Consider the following 22,349-nt stretch of genomic DNA (forward strand, 5'->3'; position numbering starts at 1 on the left):
ACCTAACGCCTTACTAATGGGCGCATAAATGCTTGGCTAAAATTAGCGACGAAGGAGCACAAGCCAAGCGTTTTGCGTCCTTTTAAGTAACTTGTTATAAGGCTTTACAACCATTTAAGGCATTTCAAGATATTGCCTTTTTCTAAATATCTTGCATAAGTGACCTGAACAAAATTCAAGTGTAACGCTATCAAAAAAATAGGCTGACTCAAACATAACTACCCATTTATCAGAAGCATAAAAGTCGTGAGTATTTGACGATAACACGCCTCTTTTCGAAGATTTATTATCGGCACTTACTAAGTTAATAGCCTCGATATTTTTTTCTGTGTGCTCCTGCAAATTAGCGAACACTTCGGCTTTACTCATCCCGATTGAGAATCCAAATGCGTTACCATCTTCAATAACTTCATGAATTGCACTTAACCAAAGAAATAATACAATAATCATTAGAAACGATATTGTTCCCAATAATGCTTTGGGGATTAGGTTAACTTTAGCTTTCATCCATTAAAACCATACGAGTTAGATTTGCCTTATAACAGCTTATTGAACGGCTCGCCCGATAAAGTCAGCTGTTCAAGTTATTGATTTATATCATCCTACATTCTCTATGTCTTTGATGTAAAGCGATAAAATACTCTCAACATCCTAAAACAAAACGAGCTTGCGCGTTAATGTCGTTAAAAAAAATAAGAGAAAAATTTATTTTCAATATTATCAACCAATTATAGTTTTCTAATTAAGCCTACGTTACGACTTTAGGCTTATTTAATGAGTTGTTTGATTTAAATTAAGCCAAATCTCATTATACCTGTATATAAAACCAGTTCATTAGATTATGCAATCTAGGCAGTAAGAATTGCATCGGTAAAAGAGCAATATCAATTAAATTTTGTATGGAAAACGAAGGTAAGCATTGTTAAATAGAGCTTTGGTTCTAAGTAACTTTGGGTCAAAAAAAGTTAGTTTGCTTGACTTGGAAATGGACCGATTCAACATTAAAATTGAGGCCGTTGAAGAAAATAGCGTGAGCCTGACAGGACGTCAGGCTAGCTTTCGTTGGCCAGGGATGGCCTATCGGAAGCGTTAGCATTTTCGAATAAGGACGAAGCAGGATTCAAATGAAGTTAAAAGCTGGATCTACCCCATGGCGACCTTTTCGCTGTTTGAAAATGTTGCGGGGCGGCTGGGTGATCCAAGAAGGAATAGCCGTTGATTTCCTCTTGGTCTAGTGTGGGCGAAGCACCACGACGTTAGTGGCCGCAGGCCATAGCCCAAACAAATTTTGGGGCAGAAACGTTTTAAGGTATGCCCCTCTTTTTGACAAAATAATATTGGTCTATATTAAAGTAATACTGAATACCAAAAGACTTTACCGATGATTTTGATTTGATTGATGATTTCACCTTCGTAGCGTTCGTCTGGCCACTCGTCTAGGTTAAAGCTGCGAAGGCGCAAACCACCACCTGGTAGCTTGTATAAGGTTTTAACCCTTAACATTCCATCGTGATTAATAGCGTACATTTTGCCGTCGGTCACATCTGTTTGTGATGTGTCTACGCCAACGGTCGAGCCGTTGGGTAATACCGGTTCCATGCTATTACCACTAACACGCACGCAAGCTGCATTAGTTGGGTCAACACTTGATTTACGTAATGTTGATTTTGCAAAGCGTAGTTTGGGACCGTGATATTCGCTAGCCTCTGCTATACCGTGTCCTGCGGCTAATTCTACTTCCATATAAAACGGTATCTCTACTTCATCATCATTTAGTGGGGTGTTGCTGTCCCATGTTTCCATTGGGCCTGCCCATTCGGCATTGCTCGTTGGAACATGCTTTTCTAATCCATACATTAACTCTTCTGCAGTGCAACCTAATACACCTGCTATAGCAACTAATTTTGATGACTCTTTAGCTTTTCCAGAAATGAGTTTGTGCACCATCACCTGTGAGATGTTGGCGCGTTCTGCTAATTCCTTTTGGGTTAAACCAGAAGCTTTTAGCTTTTCTTGTATGTTTTGGGCAAGTGTTTTCATGGGTTAATTATATTACTTAGGTTATAACCTTGGATACTAACCAAAGTTAATTTAATTGTTGAGTTCAATTAACTTTGGTTATAATATGATTTTGGTTAATTAAAATTTTGGAGTTTTTATGAAGACAGCTGATGTTATTGCTCACTTTGGAGGTCAAGGGCGCTTAGCTAAGGTTCTTGATGTTTCACAGCCTGCAATTTCAAAGTGGGGGGATACCGTCCCATTACTTCGAGCTTATCAAATTCAAGTGATCACAAACGGTAAGCTCAAAGTTGGTAACCCGCAGATCAAGCAAGCAGTTTAATTTTAGTCGTAAGCATGGAGAAAAAGCATGAAACAAAGATCACGTTTAGATTTATTGATGAAAGCCATTAATAAGTGGCTTGAATTACCCAAAGTCAGTCGTTCGGCGTTGGCCACTGCAGTAGTGCAAGCCGTTGATGACTTAAAGCTGGCTACGGTATTGGCTAAAGAGGGGATTGCATTTACCTACTCGGATGATATTTACAACGATGCTCGAGTTAATGCGCAAAAGATTTTCCGTTGGCTTGGGCAGTACGCTGACCAAAACGCGGTACCTGAGCGTTTGTTTTATGTTGAGCAGGCGATATTGGCCGCTATGCCAGTTGAATTGCGCATTGGGTATTTAAACGATGTTTACGGCATGATCGGTGTGACCGTTGTTGTTGACCATGTGAGTGATGCTATGTCGTTAAGTGCAGATGACATGGCGGCTACGTTAACCAAAGAAAACTGCGATGCACAAGTTGCTGTTATTCGTTTAGGCATTAACCCAAGCCGTCATCAAGTTGAAACGGCTTACCGTGAACTACGTGAATCACGCGGGGTGACATCAATGTCTTTGGATGTGCTTGAGCGTAAGTTCCCTTATTTAACCAATAAATCACTTAAGTCGGCTGGTTAGCATGGCAGATAACGTTGATGAAGCTAATCAATTAGCTGAACTGCATTTAACCAGTGAGTTGGCCAAGGCAAAAGCGATATTACCACCATTAACGGGGCGTTGTTTTTATTGCGAGTCACCGACGGCTGAACGCTTTTGTGATGCAGATTGTCGTGATGATTATGAGCGCTTACAGCGCAGTGTGCTGATGCGTAAACGAGGTTGATATGACTCAATTAAGTGATAACAAATCGATTGAAAAGAAAGAAAAATGGGTTATTGAGAAGTCTGGCGAAAAGGTTTCTTTTACTCGATTTTTGGGAGAACAGGTGCACGAAAGTTATGCACCAGTCTCACAAGAAGTTGCGAGCATTTATGCGGTGGCTATTGTGCAAGGTTTTCAACCACCACGTTGTTTGAACTATCTCGATAAACTTGCTGGTTAAATTCAACTTGGACTAGCGTTGGCGATCGCTGTTTTAGTCGATTGAAATCGAGCATTGAGAAGTCAAGCAGCATGTTGTCAGGGTAGTGGCTGAGCATTTCTTTGAACTCGCCGACGGTTATTGATGGTTTGTATCGTTCCATGATTCGTCCTTGATGGTGATGTTATGAATTTTAAAAATAAGAAACCCCGCTTAAGTTTGGCGACCGAACGGGGTTAATACCTAAAGAGAGGCAATATTATGTTACGCAAGCATTTGTGTTACGTCAATTTAGCGTTTGCTGAGTTGGTTTTGTGGGGATTACGCCCATGAGTATGGAATTAATGGTTAAGGCTATGAAGGCGAAGGTGGGTAATCCACTGCGCAAGTTGGTGTTATTGAAATTGGCGGATAACGCGAACGACCAGGGTGAGTGTTGGCCTAGTTATAATTACATTGCTGAGCAGTGTGAAATGAGCCGTCGTAGCGTTATGGACCATGTTAAAAAACTCGAAAAGTCGGGCTTTTTGCGTCGTGAATATCGCAAGGGTGTTAAGGGTAATTCGTCTAATGTTTTTCATCTGGATTTTGATGAAAATACAGGGTTAGGTGGTGAATCTGATGCACTACCTAGTGAATCTACCGCACTACCCCCTAGTGAATCTGCTGCACTACCTAGTGAATCTGCTGCACTACCTAGTGAATCTGCTGCACTACCCCTAGTGAATCTCCTGCACCCAGAACCAGTCACTTTAGAACCAGTCAATGAATCTTTAAAAGATGTAGTCACCACATCGAAAAAATCACCTTTGGATTTTTCAAAGTGGCCATCGTTGCCAAGCGAACCCATTTTTAAAGACTGGTTAGCCATTCGCAAACAGAAAAAAGCCAAGTTAACCCAAACAGCGGTTAATCGCCTGGCACCGCATTTGGTGAAAGCGGTTGCTGCGGGTTGTTCGGTTGATGACGTTTTTGCGTTATGCGCTTCACGTTGCTGGATTGGTTTTGAGTTTGACTGGCTGGTTAACGCTGGCCTAGTTGCTAAGCAAGCGGTTAAAGCCGATTGGTCTCATGCCGTTTTTGACCCAGAGGACCCTTTGATATGAAGTCGATTCAATCAGTGATCAATTCAACTCAGGTTGGTATGCCCACCGCTGGCCGTGCTAACAAGCAACCGTCAAACATGGATATGGCCATTGTTGACAGTGTGTTTGCTAAGTTGCGGGTGTTGTTTCCAGTTGGGGCACCTAGGCCTGAAGACGAAGCCGTTCACAAGAGCGAGTGGCTTAAGACGCTAGCACTGCAGAATGTGAGAGCTACCGAGCAGGTGCAAATGGGGTTGAACAGGGCAAGACGTGAGCAGGGTGATCGCCAGTTTTGGCCAACACCACGCCAGTTTGCGTTGTGGTGTCAGCCAACGGCTTATGATTATGGTTTGCCTGATTTGGATTCGGCATATCGTGAGGCTAAGCGCCATTATCACAATGTAGCGGGCCATAAATGGAGCCATGATGTTGTTGGCTTGGCTGTGCGCCAATGTGGTACCTGGTTGTTTGCTACCGGCATTGAAAAAGACGTATTAACCATGTTTACCCGCCAATACGAGATTTTATGTCGTAAATACGGCAATGGTGAGTTGGTTGATGTTGAGTTACCTAAAGCGTTACCGACTCGTGCTACCCGCCGGATTGAACCTGCTGAGGGTAAAGCGTTGGTGGCAAAGTTTAGGCGTCAACTTGGTTTAAGGAGTGCTAACGATGAGTAATCAATCTTTGACTCAAAAAGAGCGTTTGACGCGGATTTTAAGCGGTGGCTGTTTTCTCACTTTGTATGAAATCCAACAACAGTGTTTTGACCAGTTTGGGGTGCACGATAGCGAAACTGCGTTAAGTGCCCGTTGGCGTGAGTTGCCCAATTCGGTTAAGCAAAAGCGCCGCCGTGAAAAGTGTACTGCTTGGGAATATAGGTTGGTAGCCTGATGATGGTAAAGGCGGCATCTGGTGTTGAGGTTGGCAAGTTAAACGATGCGGCGTTAAAGCGTTGGTTACGCGCTGGGGTGAGTCGTGATTATCGTGATCCGCAGTTTCCTGAAATTCGTTTACGTGCTGCAGCTGGGCGAACGCGGGCGAGTGTTCATTTGGTGTTGAATGAAAACGGTAAGACAGTTTGGCAAAAGGTGGGCACTTGGCCAAGCATGTGTATTAAGACCTTATGTGCTGATTTACCGGTGATGTTGGCTAAACGTAATGTGGGCGGCATGGTGACCGGCCAGTTTGATTCGGTCGGCAGTTTGCTTGAGTGGTACCAGGAACATATTGCCAATAACACGACTTATAGCAAAAGTTGGCGCAGCAATATTAAGTCGATGATCAAGTGTCATCTGTTACCGAGGTTGGCTGATGTTCGATTGCATGAAGTCAGTTTTATTGCGGTTGACGGCATTTTGGTTAAACCGATGTTGGTTGAGGGTTTTGCGCCTAAGTACATTCGTGAAGTGGTGAATAAGCTTAAGGCGGTGTTTGCTGCGGCTTCAAAGCTTCGTTTGATTAACACTAATCCGTTAGCCGGTTATCGAGTGACGTATTCAATCAAAGTGAATGATGCCATGGATACGCGCTTGTTTGAGTCAGATTTGGCCGAGTTGTTTACTCGTTTAGGTGCCGTGGTAATGCCGGTGCAAATGTTGTTTGTGTTGATGATGATGTTTGGTACTCGTATTAACGAAACTCGTTTGGCTCGGTGGGAGCATTTTGCCGGTGATTATTGGGTTATTCCGGCCAGTAATGCCAAGAACAAAGAAGAACATCGAGTACCGATGACCGATTCTGCTAAGGCACTTATTCAGCATTATAAATGTTGGCAGCTTAAGCATGTTGGCAAACGCGCTTATTTGTTCCCTGGCACCAGTGGGGCTATTTCCATTCGTTGTGCTCATGATTGGCACACTCAAATCCGCTTTAAACATTTCACTAGCCATGATTTACGTCGATTGTTCAGGACCATTGTTGCTGACTTAGGTGTCGATACGATGATTGGTGAACGTTTGTTGAATCATGCATTGCCTGTGTTGCTGCGTAAGTACGTTAAATCGACCTTGGATAAGGGCATGAGTTTAGCGTTAGAGCAATATCATCAATATTTAATTTATCGTGGGTTTTCTTCTGTTGCGCCCGAGATATTGCCTAGATCGTCAGTGAAAAGTGAGAACGGTCAAACCCTGACTGCCAGTGGGTGGCTGTGATGATCGCTGCATCATTATTAGAAGAATATGCAATTAGAGGTTTTTGGGGGCGAAATGGCATTACGCGGGTTTGATTTTTTGAAAACAGGCAGGAATATTCGCGGGCTAACCCAGACCGAAGTGGCCGAGATTTACGGGGTAAGTGAACGAACTTATCAGCGTTGGGAACGGGGTGATGTGCGAGTGCCATTTGATGATGTTTCGGCAATATGCGCCCAGGTGTTTAAGTTAGGGATTGATGAAATAAGTGCGCTTATTAGTGGTGAAGAATAATGGCGAAGATTAATGTGCAGCAGCTGCAGCATCAACAAGTGACGCTGAACATGAAAGCGTTGCGTCATGGATTAACACGCTGGGGTAACTATTGGGCCCATCAAGAATATGGCCAAGGGTTCGCAAGCCGAAGCCAGTGCGACAAGTTAGGCGAGGTGATTGTTTACGGTAGTTCGGCAGTGGTCGAGATAACGCCACCGCGTGAGGTTAGGCTGTTTGACCAGATGATTGAGCGGCTAGCACCGCAATGTATACGGGCCATTAGAGCCCACTACGTCTGCAAAGGCCAGTGGGCCTTGATGGGATTTGATAGCAAGAAGTCGTATTTGTATTGGTTGAGAAGGGCAGAGATTGAAATAGTTGAGTGATTTTCTGCAGGTTAAATATTTGGTAAATATAGACACGCACTTACAATAAATTAAAGCTCTGCCTTTAAGGCAGAGCTTTATTTTGTACTCTAGACTGATTAAAAAAGTTAGCCTTTATACTTTGACGCTGGTATTTCTAAACGCCACATACCACCACCTTTACGGAAAATTCGTTTTCCATAACGGGTAATAAAAGGGCGGTAGATAACAACCACATCCTCTTTCAATAGGTTAGACATAAGTCATTCCTTTTGCTTGCCATCGTTGACAAACTGCCTAACCATGCGTACTATTCAAATTGTCAAGTTTGCGTAAGCGTGCTGGTTAATCCAGACACCCTAGATGACAGCGTTACCTAGGATGTTTTCGTTTTCGTTGTAATGGGAAGGGGTCGCAGCCTTCCTTTTTACTTTCTATGTTTCTTTAGTTTCATGCATGCAGCAGTATAACTAACACCAAACCTTTCAACTAAATCTTCAGCACTGTCTGTAGAATAAATGAAATCAGTATTCATTAAGAACTCGCTTGCAAATGTGTCAGCTTGCCATTCGCTATCCTCAAACACTTTGTGAGTACCACGAGAGAAGCCTGGTTGCACACCTTTATGCAGATCTAAGTGACCTAATTCATGAGCTATTGTAAACCTAGCTCTGCCATTACCATCAGCAGCTGCCTCATAAACAGAATTTTTAATCAAAATCCGCTTATTATTAGGATATGTTCTCGCATCCTCATCTCCTAGTTCATGGTCTTCAACAACCTCATAAACTAAGAGTGATAATTCCTGTAGAGCGTCTAGTAATTTGCAAACGTTAATATAGGGTTTTGTTATCCTAAATGACGTTCTACAGTTTCTTGCCGCCGCTTCAATGGTCGCAGTACTGAGCGGCGGTACTTTCATACCAAGTTTACGTTTGTGTGCCATGTTCCTAACCTTCTAGTAACTTCAAGAGTCTCTGCTGTTCTTCTGGCGATATCTCTTGATACTTACGAGCAAAAGATACGGCTAATTCACGTTGTTCAATTGTATTCCCTGTTAAATCTAATTTAATTGATGGCTGTGACATTGTGGCAGCTTGCCTTAACTCCGCAAATTCTTTATCACTAAGTTGAAAATACTCAACTATTTGTATTATATTTTTTTCTGCAACAGACTTTTTCCCAAGTTCTAATGCAGATAAATATGCAGAACTAACGCCTAGTACCGTTGCTAAGTCTTTCATTATCATGCCATGATCAATTCTTAACTTACGCAAATAGCGGCCGAAGGCTGTAGTTTTCATAATGTTGTCCTCGTGTATACGGAAGATATACTCTCCACAGTTGAATTAAACCATTAGAAGGTTTTTCTGTCAACCATTTTTGGTTGATTTTTACTTCTGAATTAGATCTTTTTCAATAATATGAACAGATTTTAAGTGATAAAGTTATTTTAATCAGCAGGGGCATCAACTAGTGACGCTGAACATGAAGGCGTTATGTTATGGGCTAAGGCGCAGAAATTGAAATAGTGGAGTGAGATATGGTAATGCTTCAAGGCTTTAGTCTGACTCAATGTAAACGAGAGTGGTTATCATTTTAGGTCAAGAAATTAATGGGTCCTTCTGGCTCGGTGCACTGCGGGGGAGGACAAGCGCAGTGCTTCACTATATATGAAAAATTTAGGGGGTTACGTTGTTGTTTTATCAACCCTAATCCAAACTAATCAATATCAAGCATGACAGGCTATGTTTAAGTAATTGAATCTGTGTAGTTATATTGCTTTGTGTTAGCCTTTGAATTTTGTGCACCTTCTGCATACCTCAAACACCAACTTTTGATCTTTAAATTTCAATAATACATATCTCAAAAAAATCAACAGAATTGTTAGCCAAATCTATCATTGAAATAGTATGTGGTGTATAAATAATAAGCTAGTTAAGTAAGGGTTTAAATTCGATTTGAAAGGATTAGATATGAAAAAAGGAATTTTGTTACTACTAATTTTTGTTGCTGGTTGTACTTCAAATGATAATGCGCAAACTAAATCCGAATCCCAACATAATTGGTATAATGAGCATAAAACACCAATGCACGTTGGTATAGCATGGAAAGGGCAAGAAGGTTCTAAAGAGTTACTAGAAACTCTGGGTTCGTGCGATAAAACCATCACAGAATCTGATTTTGCTACAAAATATTTAGCAGCAGTGCAAGCTGATGCACAAAATGCATCAGTGCAAACTAAAAATGATTTAGCAAATACAAGAAATGCTTTAATTAAGTTTGCAGCAAGGGGAGATAATTCATCAACCAAATGCTATTTAGATACCCTTACAGAAAGTGAGTCTATCTTAGTTATTAGAGATGCGACTACTGGCGCAGAAGTAAATGCATCAATTGCATCTTCAAGTTATGAGGGGCGTGATTATGAGATTGCAATGAAGTGGTCAAAACATACATGGATGCTAGAACCAACTTATAATGAAAAAATAGATGAATTACAGATATCCGATGACTCAATATATAAGATTGGTGTTGGTGTCAATATCGTGGCAAAAATATACAACGCTAAGGCAGGATTAGATTTAACAAATTTACCAGCTTTAGCTTTTCAGATTAAAAATACTGAAACTAAGGGCACGATAAGCTTTAACCGTATAGGTATTAATGGGAAAGTAACAGAGCTAATTTTTCCCAGCGCCAGTAAGGATTTATCACCAGAAACACTCGCCCAAGCCATAAGCGGATTACAAAAAATTCAAATACTTTTGTACACAGATGATGACATAGTTTTGAAACCATCAGTTTTAGGGTATACGAACCCAAATTTAGAAATTAATACGGAAGATAGTGCATGGCTGTATATTGGTCACTATCCTGATGCTAATCAATCGCTTTTAAATCAGTATGGCATTACAGCGGCAGCTAATAGTATTTCCGTAGCAAATTTATTGGGAGAGACAATAACAGTATCTCAAAATAGATCTTTAAGAGTCGATAGGCCGAGATTTCCATCATATTCAATACCAGAACAAAAAATGCTCGTTAGTGCGAATTGTGAATTAAAAGTACTTCAACTAGTCAGCGTTGGTTTTGATAAATATTGGGCGTTAGTATCCAAAGCTAATGAAGATTTATGTAAAGCTCCGGAATAACTCACTTAACCGATAGCTTTCAAACAAAAATGGCTACTTAATGTAGCCATTTTTATGGGTGTTTTACTGTGGTTTTTATCGTAAACGGGCTTGTTTCTCTGCCAATCTTGCTAATGTCGCAATCTGTTGGTTTGATGTTGACACTTTTAACGCGCAATTTAAGTTTTTTATTTGAGTGTAATAGTCATTAAATTGCTTTACTTCAAAGACATAGAAAATGTAGGATGATATTAATCAATAACTTAAGCGGGCGGCTTTATCGGTCGTGCCGTTGAATAAGCTGTTAGGAGTTTCGTGAATCAATTTATCAAAGGAGTTTTAAATGTCACTAAAAGACATTAATCATCCAATTCTATATTCTGCAATGACTACTCTTGCATTTAATATTAATAAGCAATATTACGGAGACGAGCATTACATGTGGTGTACTCCCTATTTTGGTTCTGATTTTGACTCACCTCATTTCACTGTACCACCAAGCTCATCCCCGCTTGAAATATATGGGATGTTGAAAAAGGAAGTCGATGGAGCTGATTTACATAATACAAAAATAGATTACAACAGAAGGGGAATTAGAAAAGGGGCATCTGTGATGCTAAAACTAGGTAAAATTACTCAAGAAGCGCACGATGAGATAATAACCATTACTAAAATAGCAAAAGATCAACAGTTTAAACCTTTACTATGTGTTATTTCTCGAATAGAGGCTGTACCTTTTTATCAAAAAGTTGATGTTAAAGATAAGGCTAACCCACTGTCCCATGAATACATTCTATCGGGTTTACCGCAGTCTGCATTTGATATCATTAGGATTGGATAATATGAAAAAATTTATTGAACTAATAGAAGGTGCAGAAACTTCGGACGCAAGATCTGCTTTCTACTACCTTGGTCGTTATTTAAAACAAGCTGAACATTATTGGCGATATGAGAAAGATTTTTTTGAAGATGATTACCAAAGTAAACCATCTGAAGAAGCAAAAGCATTAACTTTTTCTCTAATTGATTTTATTGAAGAATACGAAAATAAAAAAGCCAATGATTTCACTGATGAACAGTATATCTTTTGGGTAGAAAAATTGGATGAAGTTGAATCAAAACTAGACCCTGAACCAACTAAAGAACAAATTGAAGTCGCAAGGGCTTTCATTGCAGATGAATACGATGACGATATCCCATTTTAATGCAAAAACTCCTAACAAGGCACTTAAATGGAACAAAAAAACAGTGGGTTATGTTTCGCTTCGCTACACATTTTAACCCACAATTTTTGTCCGCTTAAGCAGGCGTTGAACTAAGCCGCTGCGCGGAGCCAAGAGTTGACTCAATCGAGTGTATTAACCTTATTGAATCAGTTAGACTTAAAAAAGATGTGATGGAGCACCATAATGACAAGGGAATTTCAATGAAATACGTACAAACCAAGCCATATTATCAGTTCAACATTGCTCTACAGCCCAGTGCTAGCTTCAAAAAAAGCAAATCCCTATAGCATAAAGCGTACCCATTAACCTGGACTCGGCATCGGCCAAGTCCAACAAGCGATTTATGCCTTGCAAATAGCGCAACGCATAAATACTAAAACGTTATGTATAAACCGAGACTTAGTGAGTGATCGAAATATTTTTACTTATGTATATTCCGTTGGGTACATATCTTCTAAATAAGTGGAGAATGTATTTGAGCACAACAGCTACTGGCCGGAGCGGTTCATATATCATTGTTTCAATTATTACGGGTGCAGCTCCATTGATATATGCGCGGTCAATAGCGCCAGACCATTCTGCTTTACTAGTGGTTTTGGCTGGTATAGCTTTATTTTGGTTTGCCATAGTTGGGGCGCGCAGTGTTTCCACATAACAAGTTAAATCATCGGAAAACCACTCACTGGCTGCGCCAAAGCGTTCGTGTTTTCCGCTGTTTAAAGCGTTATAAGCTACAAACAAAAAATGGCTACTTGATGTAGCCATTTTTATGGGCGTTTAGCGGTGTTTTTATCGTAAACGGGCTTGTTTATCTGCCAATCTTGCTAATGTCGCAATTTGTTGGTTTGCGGCTTCACTGATTTCTAGCAATTGCTCAAGAGATAAAAAGCGGGGTTCGCGCATGTACTGCACTAATTTATCGCGGCTGGTGACAAACTGGTCATCATGTATCGGTTGCGAGCTCACTATTTTGCCGCCTTCCCATGTAAACATCATGCGCTGACGCTCAAAAGGGTGTGTCGTGCGGCTAAGTCGCTTTTGGGCTTCGTTAAAGGCATTAATGAAGTTGATCTTGAGTTCGGCAGCTTTGGCACCGGTAAAGCCCATGACTAAAAACATAAAACCGTCTTTGGTTAGGTGATAACACTTTAAATCGCGCTGACTGGTGCCAACCTGTTGATTTTGCACGTTAGCCCAAAAATGGGCTGACGTAAATTCACTTGGCGCATCAGCAAGTATTTCATCAATTTTTCGTAAAACATGACTATGACGTTTGCCAAAATAATCAGCGACGATCAGTGAATTGGTAATGGTTTGTTGGCCGTTGATAAAGACCAATTGTGCAGGGTAGTTTTTAGACTGTTGTAAGTTCATGGGTGACACTCCTGTGTTCGAGAGTAATCATCACCAAACGGTTCGAATCATTGGGTGATGAGCTGAGCAAGGTTCGAACTACCGTCACAGGAACGGCCAGCCAAATGGCTGCCTCACCCAGCCCACCATAGTAGTGGTGCGCCGAGTCACGCAATAAAAAACCAGCACTAGGCTGGCGACAATTGCGCCTGTGATACTGCGGGGTTCGAATCCCGGCATTGGATTTTGCCAATACCTGATTAGTATCGCCCCACTTAGGCGCATTTGTCAATTTTACTTATGAGTTATCAGTTAAGTGAGTTATCAATAACCATTCAGCCATTTTATAAAGCTAACATGGTGTAATCGAGAATCTTTGATCACACTGCTATTTGCTACCTAAAGTAAAGCGTATGCGTTTTAAGGACTAAGCAAAAATAATGGGTGCAATATTAAGCTGTAAGCTGCGGTTTTAGATTCTCTATTTTAAATTTTGTCGATGCTATCCAATTGAATTAATGCTATTTTATTGGAAAATTATTTACATAACGAGCCATATCATTCTCGGTTATCTAAATTCTCGCTTTCGTCCAGACTAAAGAGTGATTGATTCGAGATGTTTAAACTGGTAAGTTATTAAAATCATTAATAATTAAAGTGGTATAGACGCTGGATTTTGGTTGGCATGCTCTTAATGTTTATCGAATTCACGCTAATACGCTGTTAAAGCACTAAGGTAAGTTTATGCGCAATCTCATCGTAATTATTTTTATCACTCTATTAGTTGGTTGTGCAGCTACGCAACCATCTTTCTCTGTATCCGTTGATTCACTAGCTTCTCCGATTGCGGCAACTAAAAAAACGTATTTATTAATCCCTGGTAACAAAGGTGTTTCTCATAATGATTTACAGTTCCAAGAGTATGAAAACTACCTCAAGCGTGTACTTAACGGCAGAGGTTATATAGCAGCAAGCTCAGAAGAAGATGCTGATTTAGCAATCGTTCTATCTTATGGCATCGGAGATCCTCAAAAACAACAGTATTCATATTCTTTGCCTACATGGGGTAAAACAGGCGTTTCTTCTGCTAATACATATGGCACAGCTACAACATATGGAAATACAACCTCGGTTAATACAACAACAACTTATACTCCAACATACGGAATTACAGGCTCTACTAATCATACAGGAACTCGAACTACATTTTTTAGATACGTATTAATTACTGGCTACGATTACACCGAATTTAAACAGTCGGAAAAAGAAGTTCAAATATGGAAAACTACTGTTAGTAGCACTGGTTCTAGTGGTGATCTTAGACGCGTATTTCCAGTTTTAATGGCTGCCTCAGAACCTTATATAGCTACAAATACAGGTCAACAAATTCCTGTGTCACTTTCTGAATCAGATAATGCAGTTAAAATTATTAAAGGTCAGGCAGTAGAGTAATTAGTGCCTTAACGAGTCATTAGAGCAGGACAAAAAACAGTTGGTTTTTGCTCCTTCGTCGCTTATTTTAACCAACTATTTTTTGCCTGTTAATTAGGCGTATAAATAGGAAGTATATGAAAGAAATTCCATTTTATTTAGATTGGCAGTTCTGGTCTGCAGTTGCAGCCGTTGCTGCTTTAGTTTTATCTCAGCTTCCACCAGTAAAATTACTGTTTAAGAAAGGTGTGCTTACTATAGAAAAACACGGAACCATATTTATTCATCATACAATCGGGAGTCCGAATATTAACCTATTTGTGATTCTAAAAAATATCGGTGGCTCAAGCATCAGTGTACATTCGATTGATATGAATATAATCCGCAAGAGTTCTACCTCATTCTTACTTAAGGGACGAGGCTATGCAAACAACCCTTCTGACTATAACTTTGTAATGCTTACTCCTTTTGAAATTGAGCCTAATCAAACATGGGCACATACAATCAGTTTTGTTGATTTATGGAATAGAGCTGAACAAAAAGAGTATAAGGCTATATATTCAAATATCAGAGATACCATAACTGAAAAAAACAGGGTTGACCCAGGATACACTAAAAGACATGAGGCTGATGAAAGTGACTATATAAAAATTTGCAATTTTTTCGAAAAAAATTACAAATGGATTGATGGAGAATATGACGCTGAAATTTTAGTTAAGGATAAAGAGAATAACGTTATTGCTAAAGATAAAGTGAAATTTACTTTATTTGAAAGTGAATCTGATGAGCTGAGGTTATGGGTTGAAGACTATAAGTATGGTAACTCAATCCATCTACCTGTCTCACAAAAACAGTATGGCGTCTGGGTGGATCTTTCTGATTAATCAAAAATTTATAACAGCTAAATACGAAACATGGCCACCCACGATTATTTTTACATTTGACGTTGACACTTTTAACGCGCAATTTAAGTTTTTTATTTAAGTGTTAGAGTCATTAAGTTGCTTTACTTCAAAGATATGGTAAGTGTAGGATGATATTAATCAATAACTTAAACAGTCGGCTTTATCGGGCGAACCGTTCAATAAGCGTTATATTTAATACAAGGTGTCTATGGGCTCGAAAAATACACAAAGATCAAATGCTAGAAAAAGATCGATGATAGTGCGTCTGAAAAAGGTAAAAGAAAAAACTGATGTAATCATCATGGTAGATGCAATGTTTGTAGCTTTAAAATCTTCTTTATTTACTAGTGTCGTAATTTTTTTAGGTGCATTAGTTCCAACTGTTTTAGCTTTATTCTTATATGATAAGCAAATATGGACTAGTTTTACTGCTTATATAATTGCTTCAGTTCTATTATTTTTGGTTCTTACCATTGTTTGGTTTAAACCCCAAAGTAAAATATTAAAAGTCATAAATGTACTTATCACTTCATTATTAGGGTTTATAGCATCTATAGATTTATTAAAAATAATTTCTAACTTAGTACTTTTTAATAAATACGGAGAAACACCTCTAGATAAAGTTCCATCTATATTCATTGATAGTGCAACATTTTCGAATCCATATCACACATTGGTTTTTAGTATTTTAACTGTATTTGTTTTTATGTTTTTTTATCATCTTTCAATAACTTATTGTAGAGCTAAGAATTTACAGAAGAAGGAGTTACTCTTGAAAGAAAAACATTTAGGTTACAGATATAAATTATAACAAGGTATTTAAACAGTGTACCATATTTCGTTCCTCAACAATTTTGGCACACTTTTTTAGTCCGCTTAATGCGACGTTATAAAAAAAGGAGAATTAAGTGGCGTTTAAAACAAAAGTGGCAGAAATGTTAGCATATCGTTCTGCGTACATTTGTAATAATCCAGAATGTAATACCTTAACTGTTGGTGCTGCATTGAATGACTGTAGCCTCAAGTTAAAGCTAGGTGAAGCTGCGCACATAATTGGTGAGAAACCACGGGCTGCGAGGTATGAAAACATTGGTGAAGAGAAACTATCCTCAATAGAAAATGGGATTTGGCTATGTGCAAATTGCCACACAATGATCGATAAAATTGATGGCATTGAGTTTAAAAAAGAAGAACTGTATGACTGGAAAGAAAAGCATGAAAAAATGATATCAATGCTTTTGAAAACACATAAAAGTCCAGTTCCATTGTTAGTTCGTCAAACAGAAAATTTTGATCTTGCTCAGAGCTTAGTGGACTTTTTGTCCGGAAAAGGTGCGTTTTACGAGCCTGCAAGTTTTGAAAACCCAACACATGTCGTGTTATCTCTCGACGAAACTAGAAAGTTCATTAATCGAGAGATGAGAAAAATTCAACTGGATACAGAGCTTAAGCAAGTTTTCTCAAGCATAAGTAAGTGCGCACAGGATGTAATGAACGAAATGTCTCAATCAGCTCAAAATATAGATGTACAAGAACTGAATGACTATTTGACAGTAATGCGTCGTAAAGTTGGCAAACAACTTAAAATCCTTCAAAAAAAGTATGGCTGCTCTATTACGGGGCAAATAACCACAATCGTGTAGTTTTTGTATAACAAAGCATTTAAGAGTGATTCCCAACGCTTCGCATTTTCAGTTCAAGGTTGGGTTTCGTAGATATGTGGGGTCAGTGTAAACTTTAATTGATAACCATTATTTACTAATCCCACTACCCATTTTTAGACCTTTTGAACGAAACATGGCCACCCACGATTATTTTACATTTGACGTTGACACTTTTAACGCGCAATTTACGTTTTTATTTGAGTGTAAGAGTCATTAAATTGCCTTATTTCAAATGCATAGAAAATGTAGGATGATATTAATCAATAGCTTAATAAGTCGGTTTTATCGGGCTTACGCTTCAGTAAGATGTTAGCTTTTCAGGAGAGTTCAGAGTGAGTTTAGATATAATGGATTTAGTAGTGGCCTTAAGTGTAGTCGCTACTGCTATGGCTGGCTTAATCTCAGGTTATAGCTCTTCCTATAAAATTGTGGAAAATAAACCTGATAATGTAAGGTATCTTGAGAACAGGATAAATGAATTAAAAAGATATTTGAAGGAGCAACAAAATATAGCTAAGAGGAATCAAATTTCAGGTAACCTTTTGACTATTGGGCAATATATTGTAGGTGGGTTACTAGCTACTTCGTTTATACAAGAACAGATGTCAAGTGTTATGGTGGGTATTTTAGGGTTAATTGTATTATTTTCATCTACCGTACACCAAAAGTTTAGGCCAGACTTAAAAGCCGCAGCAGCTCAAAGTAGGGCTACGAAACTAAAACAATTACTAAGGCGTGCTCAAGATTTATCGAATGATATAAGCTTAGTGTATAAAGGGAAAATAGACTCACAATTAAAAAGTGAAAGTACTTTAGCTGCGTCTATAGGTATGCAAATGGATCAAATTGAAAATGAAGAAATTCAAAGCGCATTAACTACAGATGCCATTCAGTATAAGCAAGATGCAGAGAAAGAGCCTTAACAATACACATTACTCGCACCCGTTGGTCGCAGGGGCGCCAACCCGTTGTGAGGTTCTTCGCCCGTGTGCTTTGCGTTAATCTCAAATCACGGTAGTTCGCATAATATGATTCAGTGCATTACAGCTTATTGCACCTATTCATATTTGCAGCAACTCACTTAACCGATAACTTTTAAATCAAACCTAGAAGTTATCGGTTTTACATATCACACAAATTCAATTCGACCAACGCCATATGTGGCGTAAAACACGCCATATATGGCGTATTTTTACCCCTGAAAACCGCTACAGTTTATATAAGCTTGATACCACTGCGTAACTGGCTTTGCTTCCTCTCTAGTTCCTTTTTGCTCCTCTTTGCATACTCTCGTTAGATCATCGCCGTTGGGCTCCTGCATTGGAGCCCTTTTTTTTGCTCATATTTACCAGGTGCAGCATGAATATTAAAACAAGGCTTTTGGCGCTGGGGTTATCTGGCGTTTTGCTTACTGGCGGCGTGTTAGTTGCCACGGGTGAAGGTGAAGTGTTACGCACTTATGTTGACCCTGCCGGTATTGAAACAGCCTGCTTTGGCCAAACAGGCCATAACATAAAGCTTGGCATGGTGTTTACTCACCAGCAGTGCTTAGACATGCTGGCTAGCAGCCTTAAAAGCTTTGACCGTGAATTGGTTAAACTCACCCCGCCATTAAGCGAGGGTGAACACATTGCTTACTTAAGTTTTATTTACAACATTGGTGCCGAGGCTTTTGGGGCTTCTACGCTGCGTAAAAAGTTGTGGGCAGGTGACCGGGTTGGCGCATGTAACGAGTTGCCAAGGTGGGTTTACGCCAAAGGCAAAAAGTTACCAGGCTTAGTTAAACGCCGCTCAAATGAGCGGCGTTATTGTTTGAGGGACTTGTAATGTTTAATGATTTTAAAACCACAGTGCTGTTATGTGCAGTGCTGATTATGGCGACGGTGATTACCGTTGGGGCGTTAAGCATTACCTCACTTAAAGCTAAAAACGGCACATTAAGCGATGACTTGCTGCAATCGCAAGTTAGCGTGGATGCGTTACTGAGCAGCAACGCTAACAAAGATGAACGGATTAACACGCTTGAACGTGATTATCGCATTATCACCGAGCTAAACACCTCGCACCGCAAGCAAGTAGACGATCTCCAATCGACGTTAGATCACAAACTAGAACGTGCTAATCAGCTAAGGACATCAAACCATGAGCCAACTAAAACATGGGCTAATACTGATTTGCCTAGTGATGCTGTGCAGCTGCTCAAGCAAACCGATTGTCAAAGTGGTGACACAGACCAACACGGTTTATGTGTTACCGCCCCCTGATTGGCTTGAGCTTTGTGATAACCCACGTTTTATCGGGTTCTCAAATCTGGATTTACTGAATCATTCCCTTACTCAAACCAATGCGCTAGCAAGTTGTAATGTAAACATGCTGCGCCTACAACAATGGCGGCAACAATATGAGCATAACGACTGACCTAAGTGCAAAACTCACATCGTTATTGTCTTACATTGCCTCGTTTTTTACCGCTGCTGGCAGTTATGTGAACGATATGGATATTGGTGTTGTAGTCGGCGTGTTGTGTGCTGTGTTTACCGCGTTTATTAACTGGTTTTATAAAGACCGCCAGCGCCAGCGTGCGACATTAAAAAGTGAGCGTGAAGCCAGAATACAAGCGCTGCAAGAGCAGGTGTTGCTTAAACAATTGCAGCATATTGAACAAGAGCGATGTAGCCATGTGTTAGACGATATTCACAAGGACTAGCTAATGGCACGTATTCAAACACCCGACGCCGAGCCAGTGCTACTGAACAAAACCGACCTGTGCAAAAGTTTGGGTATTAGTACCCAAGCGTTCGATAAGTGGGATGTGCCGATACACAGCAAAAAAGGCCGTGAGTGCTTGTACACCATGAGCGACGTGGTGGGTAACCGAGTGGCTAATGAGCGTAAGAAACATGTAAGCAATCCAGCGCCCGAAGATAACGACAAGCCCAATATCGAGTTTGAGCGTTGGCGCTTAATCAAAGCGCAAGCCTACGGCCAAGAGCTTAAAAACGAAAAAGACGGCAAAGAAGTGGTCGAGGTGACGTTTTGCTCGTTTGTGCTTAGCCGAATAGCCGCGCAAATATCGCCGGTGCTGGACCAAATACACATTCGTGTAAAACGTAAATTCCCCGACATGCCAGAACGCACCATAGATGCTATTCGCGCTGAAGTGATTAAAAGCCAAAACACCGCCGCTGAACTGGCCAACGGCATTGAGGATTTATTAGATGAATATATCAGAAGCACAGATTAAAAATTTGAAAGCTGCTGTCGCTGCTGGCCTTAAATCGTTTTATCGTCCACCTATGTTGACCTGTAGTGAATACGCCGACACCCATTTTTATATGTCGTCGGAGTCGTCTTACACCGAAGGTAAATGGGAAAGCTTACCGTTTCAAATCGGCATATTGAATGCCATGGGTAACGACCAAATCACCACGCTGAACATTATGAAGTCAGCGCGTGTGGGTTACACCAAAATGCTGATGGCCAATGCGGGTTACAAGATAGAACACAAAAAACGTAACGTGTTGATATACCAGCCGCGTGACGGAGCCGCCAAAACGTTTATGAAAAAACACGTTGAAACCGCCATACGTGATATGCCGATTTGGAAAGCCCTAGCGCCATGGATTGGCCGTAAACATAAAGACAGTACCTTAGAAGATAAAATTTTTACCAACGGTAAAACCTTAATGGTGCGTGGTGGTACTGCCGCGGCTAACTACCGTGAAATATCAACTGATGATGTTATTTATGATGAGTTAGCCGGTTTTGATGAGTCAATCGAACACGAAGGTAATGCCACATCGTTAGGTGACACCCGTGTTGAACTGTCGTTGTTTCCTAAATCGATACGGGGTTCAACGCCTAAAGTATTGGGTACCTGCCAAATTGAAAAGGCCTGTAGCGAAAGCCAGTACCAATTTAGATTCAACTTGCCTTGCCCACATTGCGATGAGCTGCAGCATTTAAAGTGGGGCGGTAAAACTGAACCCTTTGGTATTAAGTGGCAAGGTAGCGACCCAAAAACCGCTTATTACGTTTGCGAGCACTGCGGTTGCTGCATTGAAAACAATCAACTGCACGACATGGAAGAACACCCAAGTGCTTTATGGATATGCGACAAAACGGGCGTTTACACCTCAGACTTTATTTCGTTTTTCGACAAAGACGGCGACGACTTTTTAACGCCCGAAAATATCTCGATTTACATTTGGTCGGCTTATAACACACTTAACAGTTGGGCCAAGTTAGTTACCGAGTTTTATAAAGCTAAAGGCGACAAAGAAAAGTTACAAACTTTTGTTAACACCAAGTTGGGCCAGCCATGGGACAACGACAACGGCGAACGCATTGAGTGGGAAGACTTAGGCCGCAGGCGTGAAATGTACCCCAACGGTAAAATGCCCGATTGGGTTGTGTATGTTACGGCGGGTGTCGATACCCAAGACGACCGCTACGAAGGCCGTGTTTGGGGATGGGGCGCAGGTAAAGAGTGCGCCTTAATCGATAGGTTTATTTTGTATGGTGACCCAGCCTGCCAAGTGTTACTGGATAAAGTCGCGCTGCGCTTAAACCAAAGTTACCCGCGTAACGATGGCATTGTGTTGAGCATTGGCACAACGTGTTGGGATTCGGGCGGCCATTACTCCGATACCGTTTACTCAATGAGTAAAAGGCTGGGTTTGTTCCGCGTGGTACCCATTAAAGGCGCCAATATGTACGGCAAGCCGATTGCCAATTTCCCGCGTAAGCGAAGTAACAAAGGTGTGTATTTAACCGAGGTGGGCACCGACAACGCCAAAGAGTTGATCATGGCCATGATGCGCACTCAACCCAGTGTTGATACACGTACACCTGGTGCAATCCATTTACCACTTAACGACAGCATTTGTGATGACACCGAACTGCAACAGTTAACGTCTGAACGAAAATTGCCGACACGCCGCGACGGTCGCATTGTTTACCGCTGGGAAGCTGGCGGCAGACGTAACGAAGCGCTGGACTGCTTTGTGTATGCCTTGGCTGCGCTGTATATCGCCATTGATCGCTTTGGCATTAATCTCGACTCGCTCAGTAAAGTGATAACAACCGACACTCAAAACGAAGCATCAACCGATGAATCCCCCAAACCTAAAAAACCGAAAAAGAGCCAAGCCAATAACTGGCTAAATGGTGGTTCGGTTAAATCAGGAGGCTGGCTGTAATGTCAAAGCAAGAAGCGGCAGACATGGTCGCGCTGTATATCGAAGCCGAAAAAGATGTACTGGCGGGTAAGTCAGTCAGCATCAACGGCAAAATGATGAGTACAGAAGACCTGGAACAAATACGTAAAGGCCGCATGGAATGGCAGCGCACCTTAAGCATGTACACCCGCCCACGGGGTACCACACTGGCCCGATTTAACTAGGA

The 22,349-nt window shown here is 40.7% G+C and carries 32 protein-coding genes; 24 read left to right on the plus strand and 8 right to left on the minus strand.

The genetic code is table 11. From position 1 onward, the window contains the following. Positions 1-114: 114 nt before the first annotated feature. Both AAEY99_RS01685 and AAEY99_RS01690 read right to left on the minus strand, forming a co-directional pair. Positions 115-507 (minus strand): hypothetical protein, encoded by a 393-nt coding sequence (locus tag AAEY99_RS01685; protein ID WP_188956585.1) that lies wholly within the window; start codon positions 505-507, stop codon positions 115-117. Positions 508-1,347: 840 nt separating this feature from the next. Then, entirely contained in the window at positions 1,348-2,040 is a 693-nt protein-coding gene (locus AAEY99_RS01690) for an XRE family transcriptional regulator (RefSeq protein WP_351008773.1), read from the minus strand. Between the two features lie 118 nt (positions 2,041-2,158). Here AAEY99_RS01690 and AAEY99_RS01695 point away from each other — a divergent pair, with 118 nt between their 5' ends. The 3 genes from AAEY99_RS01695 to AAEY99_RS01705 are packed head-to-tail and all read left to right on the plus strand — an operon-like array spanning position 2,159 to position 3,170. Further along, entirely contained in the window at positions 2,159-2,344 is a 186-nt protein-coding gene (locus tag AAEY99_RS01695; RefSeq protein WP_011637116.1) for a Cro/CI family transcriptional regulator, read from the plus strand. 27 nt (positions 2,345-2,371) lie between these two features. Then, positions 2,372-2,965, plus strand: a complete 594-nt coding sequence (locus tag AAEY99_RS01700) for a toxin YdaT family protein (RefSeq protein ID WP_351008776.1) — start codon at positions 2,372-2,374, stop codon at positions 2,963-2,965. Position 2,966: 1 nt separating this feature from the next. After that, complete coding sequence (locus AAEY99_RS01705; RefSeq protein ID WP_342859161.1) at positions 2,967-3,170, plus strand: hypothetical protein; 204 nt, start codon at positions 2,967-2,969, stop codon at positions 3,168-3,170. 158 nt (positions 3,171-3,328) lie between these two features. Here AAEY99_RS01705 and AAEY99_RS01710 read toward each other — a convergent pair whose 3' ends face one another. Then, entirely contained in the window at positions 3,329-3,532 is a 204-nt protein-coding gene (locus AAEY99_RS01710) for a hypothetical protein (RefSeq protein ID WP_123884537.1), read from the minus strand. A 166-nt stretch (positions 3,533-3,698) separates the two neighbouring features. On the opposite strand from AAEY99_RS01710, the gene AAEY99_RS01715 reads away from it, so the two are divergent. Genes AAEY99_RS01715 through AAEY99_RS01740 form a run of 6 tightly spaced genes read left to right on the plus strand, consistent with a single transcriptional unit; the run spans position 3,699 to position 7,251 of the window. Further along, on the plus strand, positions 3,699-4,475 hold the full coding sequence (locus AAEY99_RS01715; protein ID WP_351008778.1) for a helix-turn-helix domain-containing protein: 777 nt from the start codon (positions 3,699-3,701) through the stop codon (positions 4,473-4,475). Beyond that, the gene (locus tag AAEY99_RS01720; protein ID WP_351008780.1) at positions 4,472-5,134 is read left to right on the plus strand and encodes a replication protein P; all 663 of its coding nucleotides are present in this window, start codon (positions 4,472-4,474) and stop codon (positions 5,132-5,134) included. Before AAEY99_RS01715 ends, AAEY99_RS01720 begins: the two co-directional genes overlap by 4 nt. Next, the gene (locus tag AAEY99_RS01725) at positions 5,127-5,348 is read left to right on the plus strand and encodes a hypothetical protein (protein ID WP_351008782.1); all 222 of its coding nucleotides are present in this window, start codon (positions 5,127-5,129) and stop codon (positions 5,346-5,348) included. Before AAEY99_RS01720 ends, AAEY99_RS01725 begins: the two co-directional genes overlap by 8 nt. Then, on the plus strand, positions 5,348-6,610 hold the full coding sequence (locus AAEY99_RS01730; RefSeq protein ID WP_351008783.1) for a site-specific integrase: 1,263 nt from the start codon (positions 5,348-5,350) through the stop codon (positions 6,608-6,610). Before AAEY99_RS01725 ends, AAEY99_RS01730 begins: the two co-directional genes overlap by 1 nt. Before the next feature lie 27 nt (positions 6,611-6,637). Continuing rightward, positions 6,638-6,883, plus strand: coding sequence for a helix-turn-helix domain-containing protein (locus AAEY99_RS01735; RefSeq protein WP_351008786.1), 246 nt, complete (start codon positions 6,638-6,640; stop codon positions 6,881-6,883). 50 nt (positions 6,884-6,933) lie between these two features. Then, complete coding sequence (locus tag AAEY99_RS01740; RefSeq protein ID WP_351008789.1) at positions 6,934-7,251, plus strand: hypothetical protein; 318 nt, start codon at positions 6,934-6,936, stop codon at positions 7,249-7,251. A gap of 107 nt (positions 7,252-7,358) precedes the next feature. Here AAEY99_RS01740 and AAEY99_RS01745 read toward each other — a convergent pair whose 3' ends face one another. The 3 genes from AAEY99_RS01745 to AAEY99_RS01755 all read right to left on the minus strand — a co-directional run bounded on the left by AAEY99_RS01745 (position 7,359) and on the right by AAEY99_RS01755 (position 8,534). Next, complete coding sequence (locus AAEY99_RS01745) at positions 7,359-7,490, minus strand: hypothetical protein (RefSeq protein WP_351008791.1); 132 nt, start codon at positions 7,488-7,490, stop codon at positions 7,359-7,361. Positions 7,491-7,657: 167 nt separating this feature from the next. Further along, on the minus strand, positions 7,658-8,176 hold the full coding sequence (locus AAEY99_RS01750) for an ImmA/IrrE family metallo-endopeptidase (protein ID WP_351008793.1): 519 nt from the start codon (positions 8,174-8,176) through the stop codon (positions 7,658-7,660). Positions 8,177-8,180: 4 nt separating this feature from the next. After that, positions 8,181-8,534, minus strand: a complete 354-nt coding sequence (locus tag AAEY99_RS01755; RefSeq protein WP_351008796.1) for a helix-turn-helix domain-containing protein — start codon at positions 8,532-8,534, stop codon at positions 8,181-8,183. 672 nt (positions 8,535-9,206) lie between these two features. Between AAEY99_RS01755 and AAEY99_RS01760 the strand changes: the two genes are divergently transcribed. The 3 genes from AAEY99_RS01760 to AAEY99_RS01770 all read left to right on the plus strand — a co-directional run bounded on the left by AAEY99_RS01760 (position 9,207) and on the right by AAEY99_RS01770 (position 11,569). After that, the gene (locus AAEY99_RS01760; protein ID WP_351008799.1) at positions 9,207-10,385 is read left to right on the plus strand and encodes a hypothetical protein; all 1,179 of its coding nucleotides are present in this window, start codon (positions 9,207-9,209) and stop codon (positions 10,383-10,385) included. 322 nt (positions 10,386-10,707) lie between these two features. Further along, positions 10,708-11,205, plus strand: a complete 498-nt coding sequence (locus tag AAEY99_RS01765; RefSeq protein ID WP_351008801.1) for a hypothetical protein — start codon at positions 10,708-10,710, stop codon at positions 11,203-11,205. A 1-nt stretch (position 11,206) separates the two neighbouring features. Then, positions 11,207-11,569 (plus strand): hypothetical protein, encoded by a 363-nt coding sequence (locus AAEY99_RS01770; RefSeq protein WP_351008804.1) that lies wholly within the window; start codon positions 11,207-11,209, stop codon positions 11,567-11,569. Between the two features lie 420 nt (positions 11,570-11,989). Here the strand turns inward: AAEY99_RS01770 and AAEY99_RS01775 are convergent, their stop codons facing one another. Together AAEY99_RS01775 and AAEY99_RS01780 are read right to left on the minus strand one after the other, a co-directional pair. Then, positions 11,990-12,355, minus strand: coding sequence for a hypothetical protein (locus tag AAEY99_RS01775; RefSeq protein WP_351008807.1), 366 nt, complete (start codon positions 12,353-12,355; stop codon positions 11,990-11,992). Positions 12,356-12,379: 24 nt separating this feature from the next. Continuing rightward, positions 12,380-12,964 (minus strand): Rha family transcriptional regulator, encoded by a 585-nt coding sequence (locus tag AAEY99_RS01780; RefSeq protein WP_351008810.1) that lies wholly within the window; start codon positions 12,962-12,964, stop codon positions 12,380-12,382. A 723-nt stretch (positions 12,965-13,687) separates the two neighbouring features. Here AAEY99_RS01780 and AAEY99_RS01785 point away from each other — a divergent pair. From AAEY99_RS01785 to AAEY99_RS01840, 12 genes are all read left to right on the plus strand, one after another. Next, positions 13,688-14,395 carry a hypothetical protein gene (locus tag AAEY99_RS01785; RefSeq protein ID WP_351008812.1) on the plus strand — a complete coding sequence of 236 codons (708 nt, stop codon included), beginning with the start codon at positions 13,688-13,690 and terminating at the stop codon, positions 14,393-14,395. A 116-nt stretch (positions 14,396-14,511) separates the two neighbouring features. After that, complete coding sequence (locus AAEY99_RS01790) at positions 14,512-15,258, plus strand: hypothetical protein (protein ID WP_351008814.1); 747 nt, start codon at positions 14,512-14,514, stop codon at positions 15,256-15,258. A 229-nt stretch (positions 15,259-15,487) separates the two neighbouring features. Next, positions 15,488-16,090 (plus strand): hypothetical protein, encoded by a 603-nt coding sequence (locus AAEY99_RS01795; RefSeq protein WP_351008816.1) that lies wholly within the window; start codon positions 15,488-15,490, stop codon positions 16,088-16,090. 97 nt (positions 16,091-16,187) lie between these two features. Continuing rightward, complete coding sequence (locus AAEY99_RS01800) at positions 16,188-16,922, plus strand: HNH endonuclease signature motif containing protein (protein WP_351008819.1); 735 nt, start codon at positions 16,188-16,190, stop codon at positions 16,920-16,922. A gap of 353 nt (positions 16,923-17,275) precedes the next feature. After that, on the plus strand, positions 17,276-17,866 hold the full coding sequence (locus AAEY99_RS01805; protein ID WP_351008821.1) for a hypothetical protein: 591 nt from the start codon (positions 17,276-17,278) through the stop codon (positions 17,864-17,866). A gap of 436 nt (positions 17,867-18,302) precedes the next feature. Then, the gene (locus AAEY99_RS01810) at positions 18,303-18,770 is read left to right on the plus strand and encodes a lysozyme (RefSeq protein ID WP_351008824.1); all 468 of its coding nucleotides are present in this window, start codon (positions 18,303-18,305) and stop codon (positions 18,768-18,770) included. Continuing rightward, a complete protein-coding gene (locus tag AAEY99_RS01815) occupies positions 18,770-19,207 on the plus strand; it encodes a hypothetical protein (protein ID WP_351009019.1) in 438 nt (145 codons plus the stop codon). Before AAEY99_RS01810 ends, AAEY99_RS01815 begins: the two co-directional genes overlap by 1 nt. Then, on the plus strand, positions 19,128-19,361 hold the full coding sequence (lysC, locus tag AAEY99_RS01820) for an Rz1-like lysis system protein LysC (protein ID WP_351009005.1): 234 nt from the start codon (positions 19,128-19,130) through the stop codon (positions 19,359-19,361). The genes AAEY99_RS01815 and lysC overlap by 80 nt, the downstream gene beginning before the upstream one ends. Further along, a complete protein-coding gene (locus AAEY99_RS01825; RefSeq protein ID WP_167526092.1) occupies positions 19,345-19,650 on the plus strand; it encodes an HP1 family phage holin in 306 nt (101 codons plus the stop codon). The genes lysC and AAEY99_RS01825 overlap by 17 nt, the downstream gene beginning before the upstream one ends. A gap of 3 nt (positions 19,651-19,653) precedes the next feature. Then, on the plus strand, positions 19,654-20,187 hold the full coding sequence (locus AAEY99_RS01830) for a terminase small subunit (protein ID WP_351008827.1): 534 nt from the start codon (positions 19,654-19,656) through the stop codon (positions 20,185-20,187). Next, positions 20,162-22,144, plus strand: a complete 1,983-nt coding sequence (locus AAEY99_RS01835; RefSeq protein ID WP_351008829.1) for a phage terminase large subunit family protein — start codon at positions 20,162-20,164, stop codon at positions 22,142-22,144. Before AAEY99_RS01830 ends, AAEY99_RS01835 begins: the two co-directional genes overlap by 26 nt. Then, positions 22,144-22,347 carry a DUF6148 family protein gene (locus tag AAEY99_RS01840; RefSeq protein ID WP_011637143.1) on the plus strand — a complete coding sequence of 68 codons (204 nt, stop codon included), beginning with the start codon at positions 22,144-22,146 and terminating at the stop codon, positions 22,345-22,347. The genes AAEY99_RS01835 and AAEY99_RS01840 overlap by 1 nt, the downstream gene beginning before the upstream one ends. The last annotated feature ends 2 nt before the right edge of the window (positions 22,348-22,349 follow it).

This window comes from Shewanella sp. S1-58-MNA-CIBAN-0166, from assembly GCF_040310085.1.
Taxonomy (GTDB): domain Bacteria; phylum Pseudomonadota; class Gammaproteobacteria; order Enterobacterales; family Shewanellaceae; genus Shewanella.

Excerpts from the sequence above, each read along its gene's own strand:
- AAEY99_RS01730 (WP_351008783.1), top strand. The coding sequence starts at position 5,348 with ATGATGGTAAAGGCGGCATCTGGTGTTGAGGTTGGCAAGTTAAACGAT.
- AAEY99_RS01765 (WP_351008801.1), top strand. The coding sequence starts at position 10,708 with ATGTCACTAAAAGACATTAATCATCCAATTCTATATTCTGCAATGACT.
- AAEY99_RS01720 (WP_351008780.1), top strand. The coding sequence starts at position 4,472 with ATGAAGTCGATTCAATCAGTGATCAATTCAACTCAGGTTGGTATGCCC.
- AAEY99_RS01690 (WP_351008773.1), bottom strand. The coding sequence starts at position 2,040 with ATGAAAACACTTGCCCAAAACATACAAGAAAAGCTAAAAGCTTCTGGT.
- AAEY99_RS01795 (WP_351008816.1), top strand. The coding sequence starts at position 15,488 with ATGGGCTCGAAAAATACACAAAGATCAAATGCTAGAAAAAGATCGATG.
- AAEY99_RS01710 (WP_123884537.1), bottom strand. The coding sequence starts at position 3,532 with ATGGAACGATACAAACCATCAATAACCGTCGGCGAGTTCAAAGAAATG.
- AAEY99_RS01695 (WP_011637116.1), top strand. The coding sequence starts at position 2,159 with ATGAAGACAGCTGATGTTATTGCTCACTTTGGAGGTCAAGGGCGCTTA.
- AAEY99_RS01830 (WP_351008827.1), top strand. The coding sequence starts at position 19,654 with ATGGCACGTATTCAAACACCCGACGCCGAGCCAGTGCTACTGAACAAA.
- AAEY99_RS01700 (WP_351008776.1), top strand. The coding sequence starts at position 2,372 with ATGAAACAAAGATCACGTTTAGATTTATTGATGAAAGCCATTAATAAG.
- AAEY99_RS01755 (WP_351008796.1), bottom strand. The coding sequence starts at position 8,534 with ATGAAAACTACAGCCTTCGGCCGCTATTTGCGTAAGTTAAGAATTGAT.
- AAEY99_RS01745 (WP_351008791.1), bottom strand. The coding sequence starts at position 7,490 with ATGTCTAACCTATTGAAAGAGGATGTGGTTGTTATCTACCGCCCTTTT.
- AAEY99_RS01815 (WP_351009019.1), top strand. The coding sequence starts at position 18,770 with ATGTTTAATGATTTTAAAACCACAGTGCTGTTATGTGCAGTGCTGATT.
- AAEY99_RS01740 (WP_351008789.1), top strand. The coding sequence starts at position 6,934 with ATGAAAGCGTTGCGTCATGGATTAACACGCTGGGGTAACTATTGGGCC.
- AAEY99_RS01725 (WP_351008782.1), top strand. The coding sequence starts at position 5,127 with ATGAGTAATCAATCTTTGACTCAAAAAGAGCGTTTGACGCGGATTTTA.
- AAEY99_RS01775 (WP_351008807.1), bottom strand. The coding sequence starts at position 12,355 with ATGGCTACATCAAGTAGCCATTTTTTGTTTGTAGCTTATAACGCTTTA.
- AAEY99_RS01715 (WP_351008778.1), top strand. The coding sequence starts at position 3,699 with ATGAGTATGGAATTAATGGTTAAGGCTATGAAGGCGAAGGTGGGTAAT.
- AAEY99_RS01770 (WP_351008804.1), top strand. The coding sequence starts at position 11,207 with ATGAAAAAATTTATTGAACTAATAGAAGGTGCAGAAACTTCGGACGCA.
- AAEY99_RS01760 (WP_351008799.1), top strand. The coding sequence starts at position 9,207 with ATGAAAAAAGGAATTTTGTTACTACTAATTTTTGTTGCTGGTTGTACT.
- AAEY99_RS01735 (WP_351008786.1), top strand. The coding sequence starts at position 6,638 with ATGCAATTAGAGGTTTTTGGGGGCGAAATGGCATTACGCGGGTTTGAT.
- AAEY99_RS01705 (WP_342859161.1), top strand. The coding sequence starts at position 2,967 with ATGGCAGATAACGTTGATGAAGCTAATCAATTAGCTGAACTGCATTTA.
- AAEY99_RS01835 (WP_351008829.1), top strand. The coding sequence starts at position 20,162 with ATGAATATATCAGAAGCACAGATTAAAAATTTGAAAGCTGCTGTCGCT.
- AAEY99_RS01790 (WP_351008814.1), top strand. The coding sequence starts at position 14,512 with ATGAAAGAAATTCCATTTTATTTAGATTGGCAGTTCTGGTCTGCAGTT.
- AAEY99_RS01750 (WP_351008793.1), bottom strand. The coding sequence starts at position 8,176 with ATGGCACACAAACGTAAACTTGGTATGAAAGTACCGCCGCTCAGTACT.
- AAEY99_RS01785 (WP_351008812.1), top strand. The coding sequence starts at position 13,688 with ATGCGCAATCTCATCGTAATTATTTTTATCACTCTATTAGTTGGTTGT.
- AAEY99_RS01825 (WP_167526092.1), top strand. The coding sequence starts at position 19,345 with ATGAGCATAACGACTGACCTAAGTGCAAAACTCACATCGTTATTGTCT.
- lysC (WP_351009005.1), top strand. The coding sequence starts at position 19,128 with ATGCTGTGCAGCTGCTCAAGCAAACCGATTGTCAAAGTGGTGACACAG.
- AAEY99_RS01685 (WP_188956585.1), bottom strand. The coding sequence starts at position 507 with ATGAAAGCTAAAGTTAACCTAATCCCCAAAGCATTATTGGGAACAATA.
- AAEY99_RS01840 (WP_011637143.1), top strand. The coding sequence starts at position 22,144 with ATGTCAAAGCAAGAAGCGGCAGACATGGTCGCGCTGTATATCGAAGCC.
- AAEY99_RS01810 (WP_351008824.1), top strand. The coding sequence starts at position 18,303 with ATGAATATTAAAACAAGGCTTTTGGCGCTGGGGTTATCTGGCGTTTTG.
- AAEY99_RS01780 (WP_351008810.1), bottom strand. The coding sequence starts at position 12,964 with ATGAACTTACAACAGTCTAAAAACTACCCTGCACAATTGGTCTTTATC.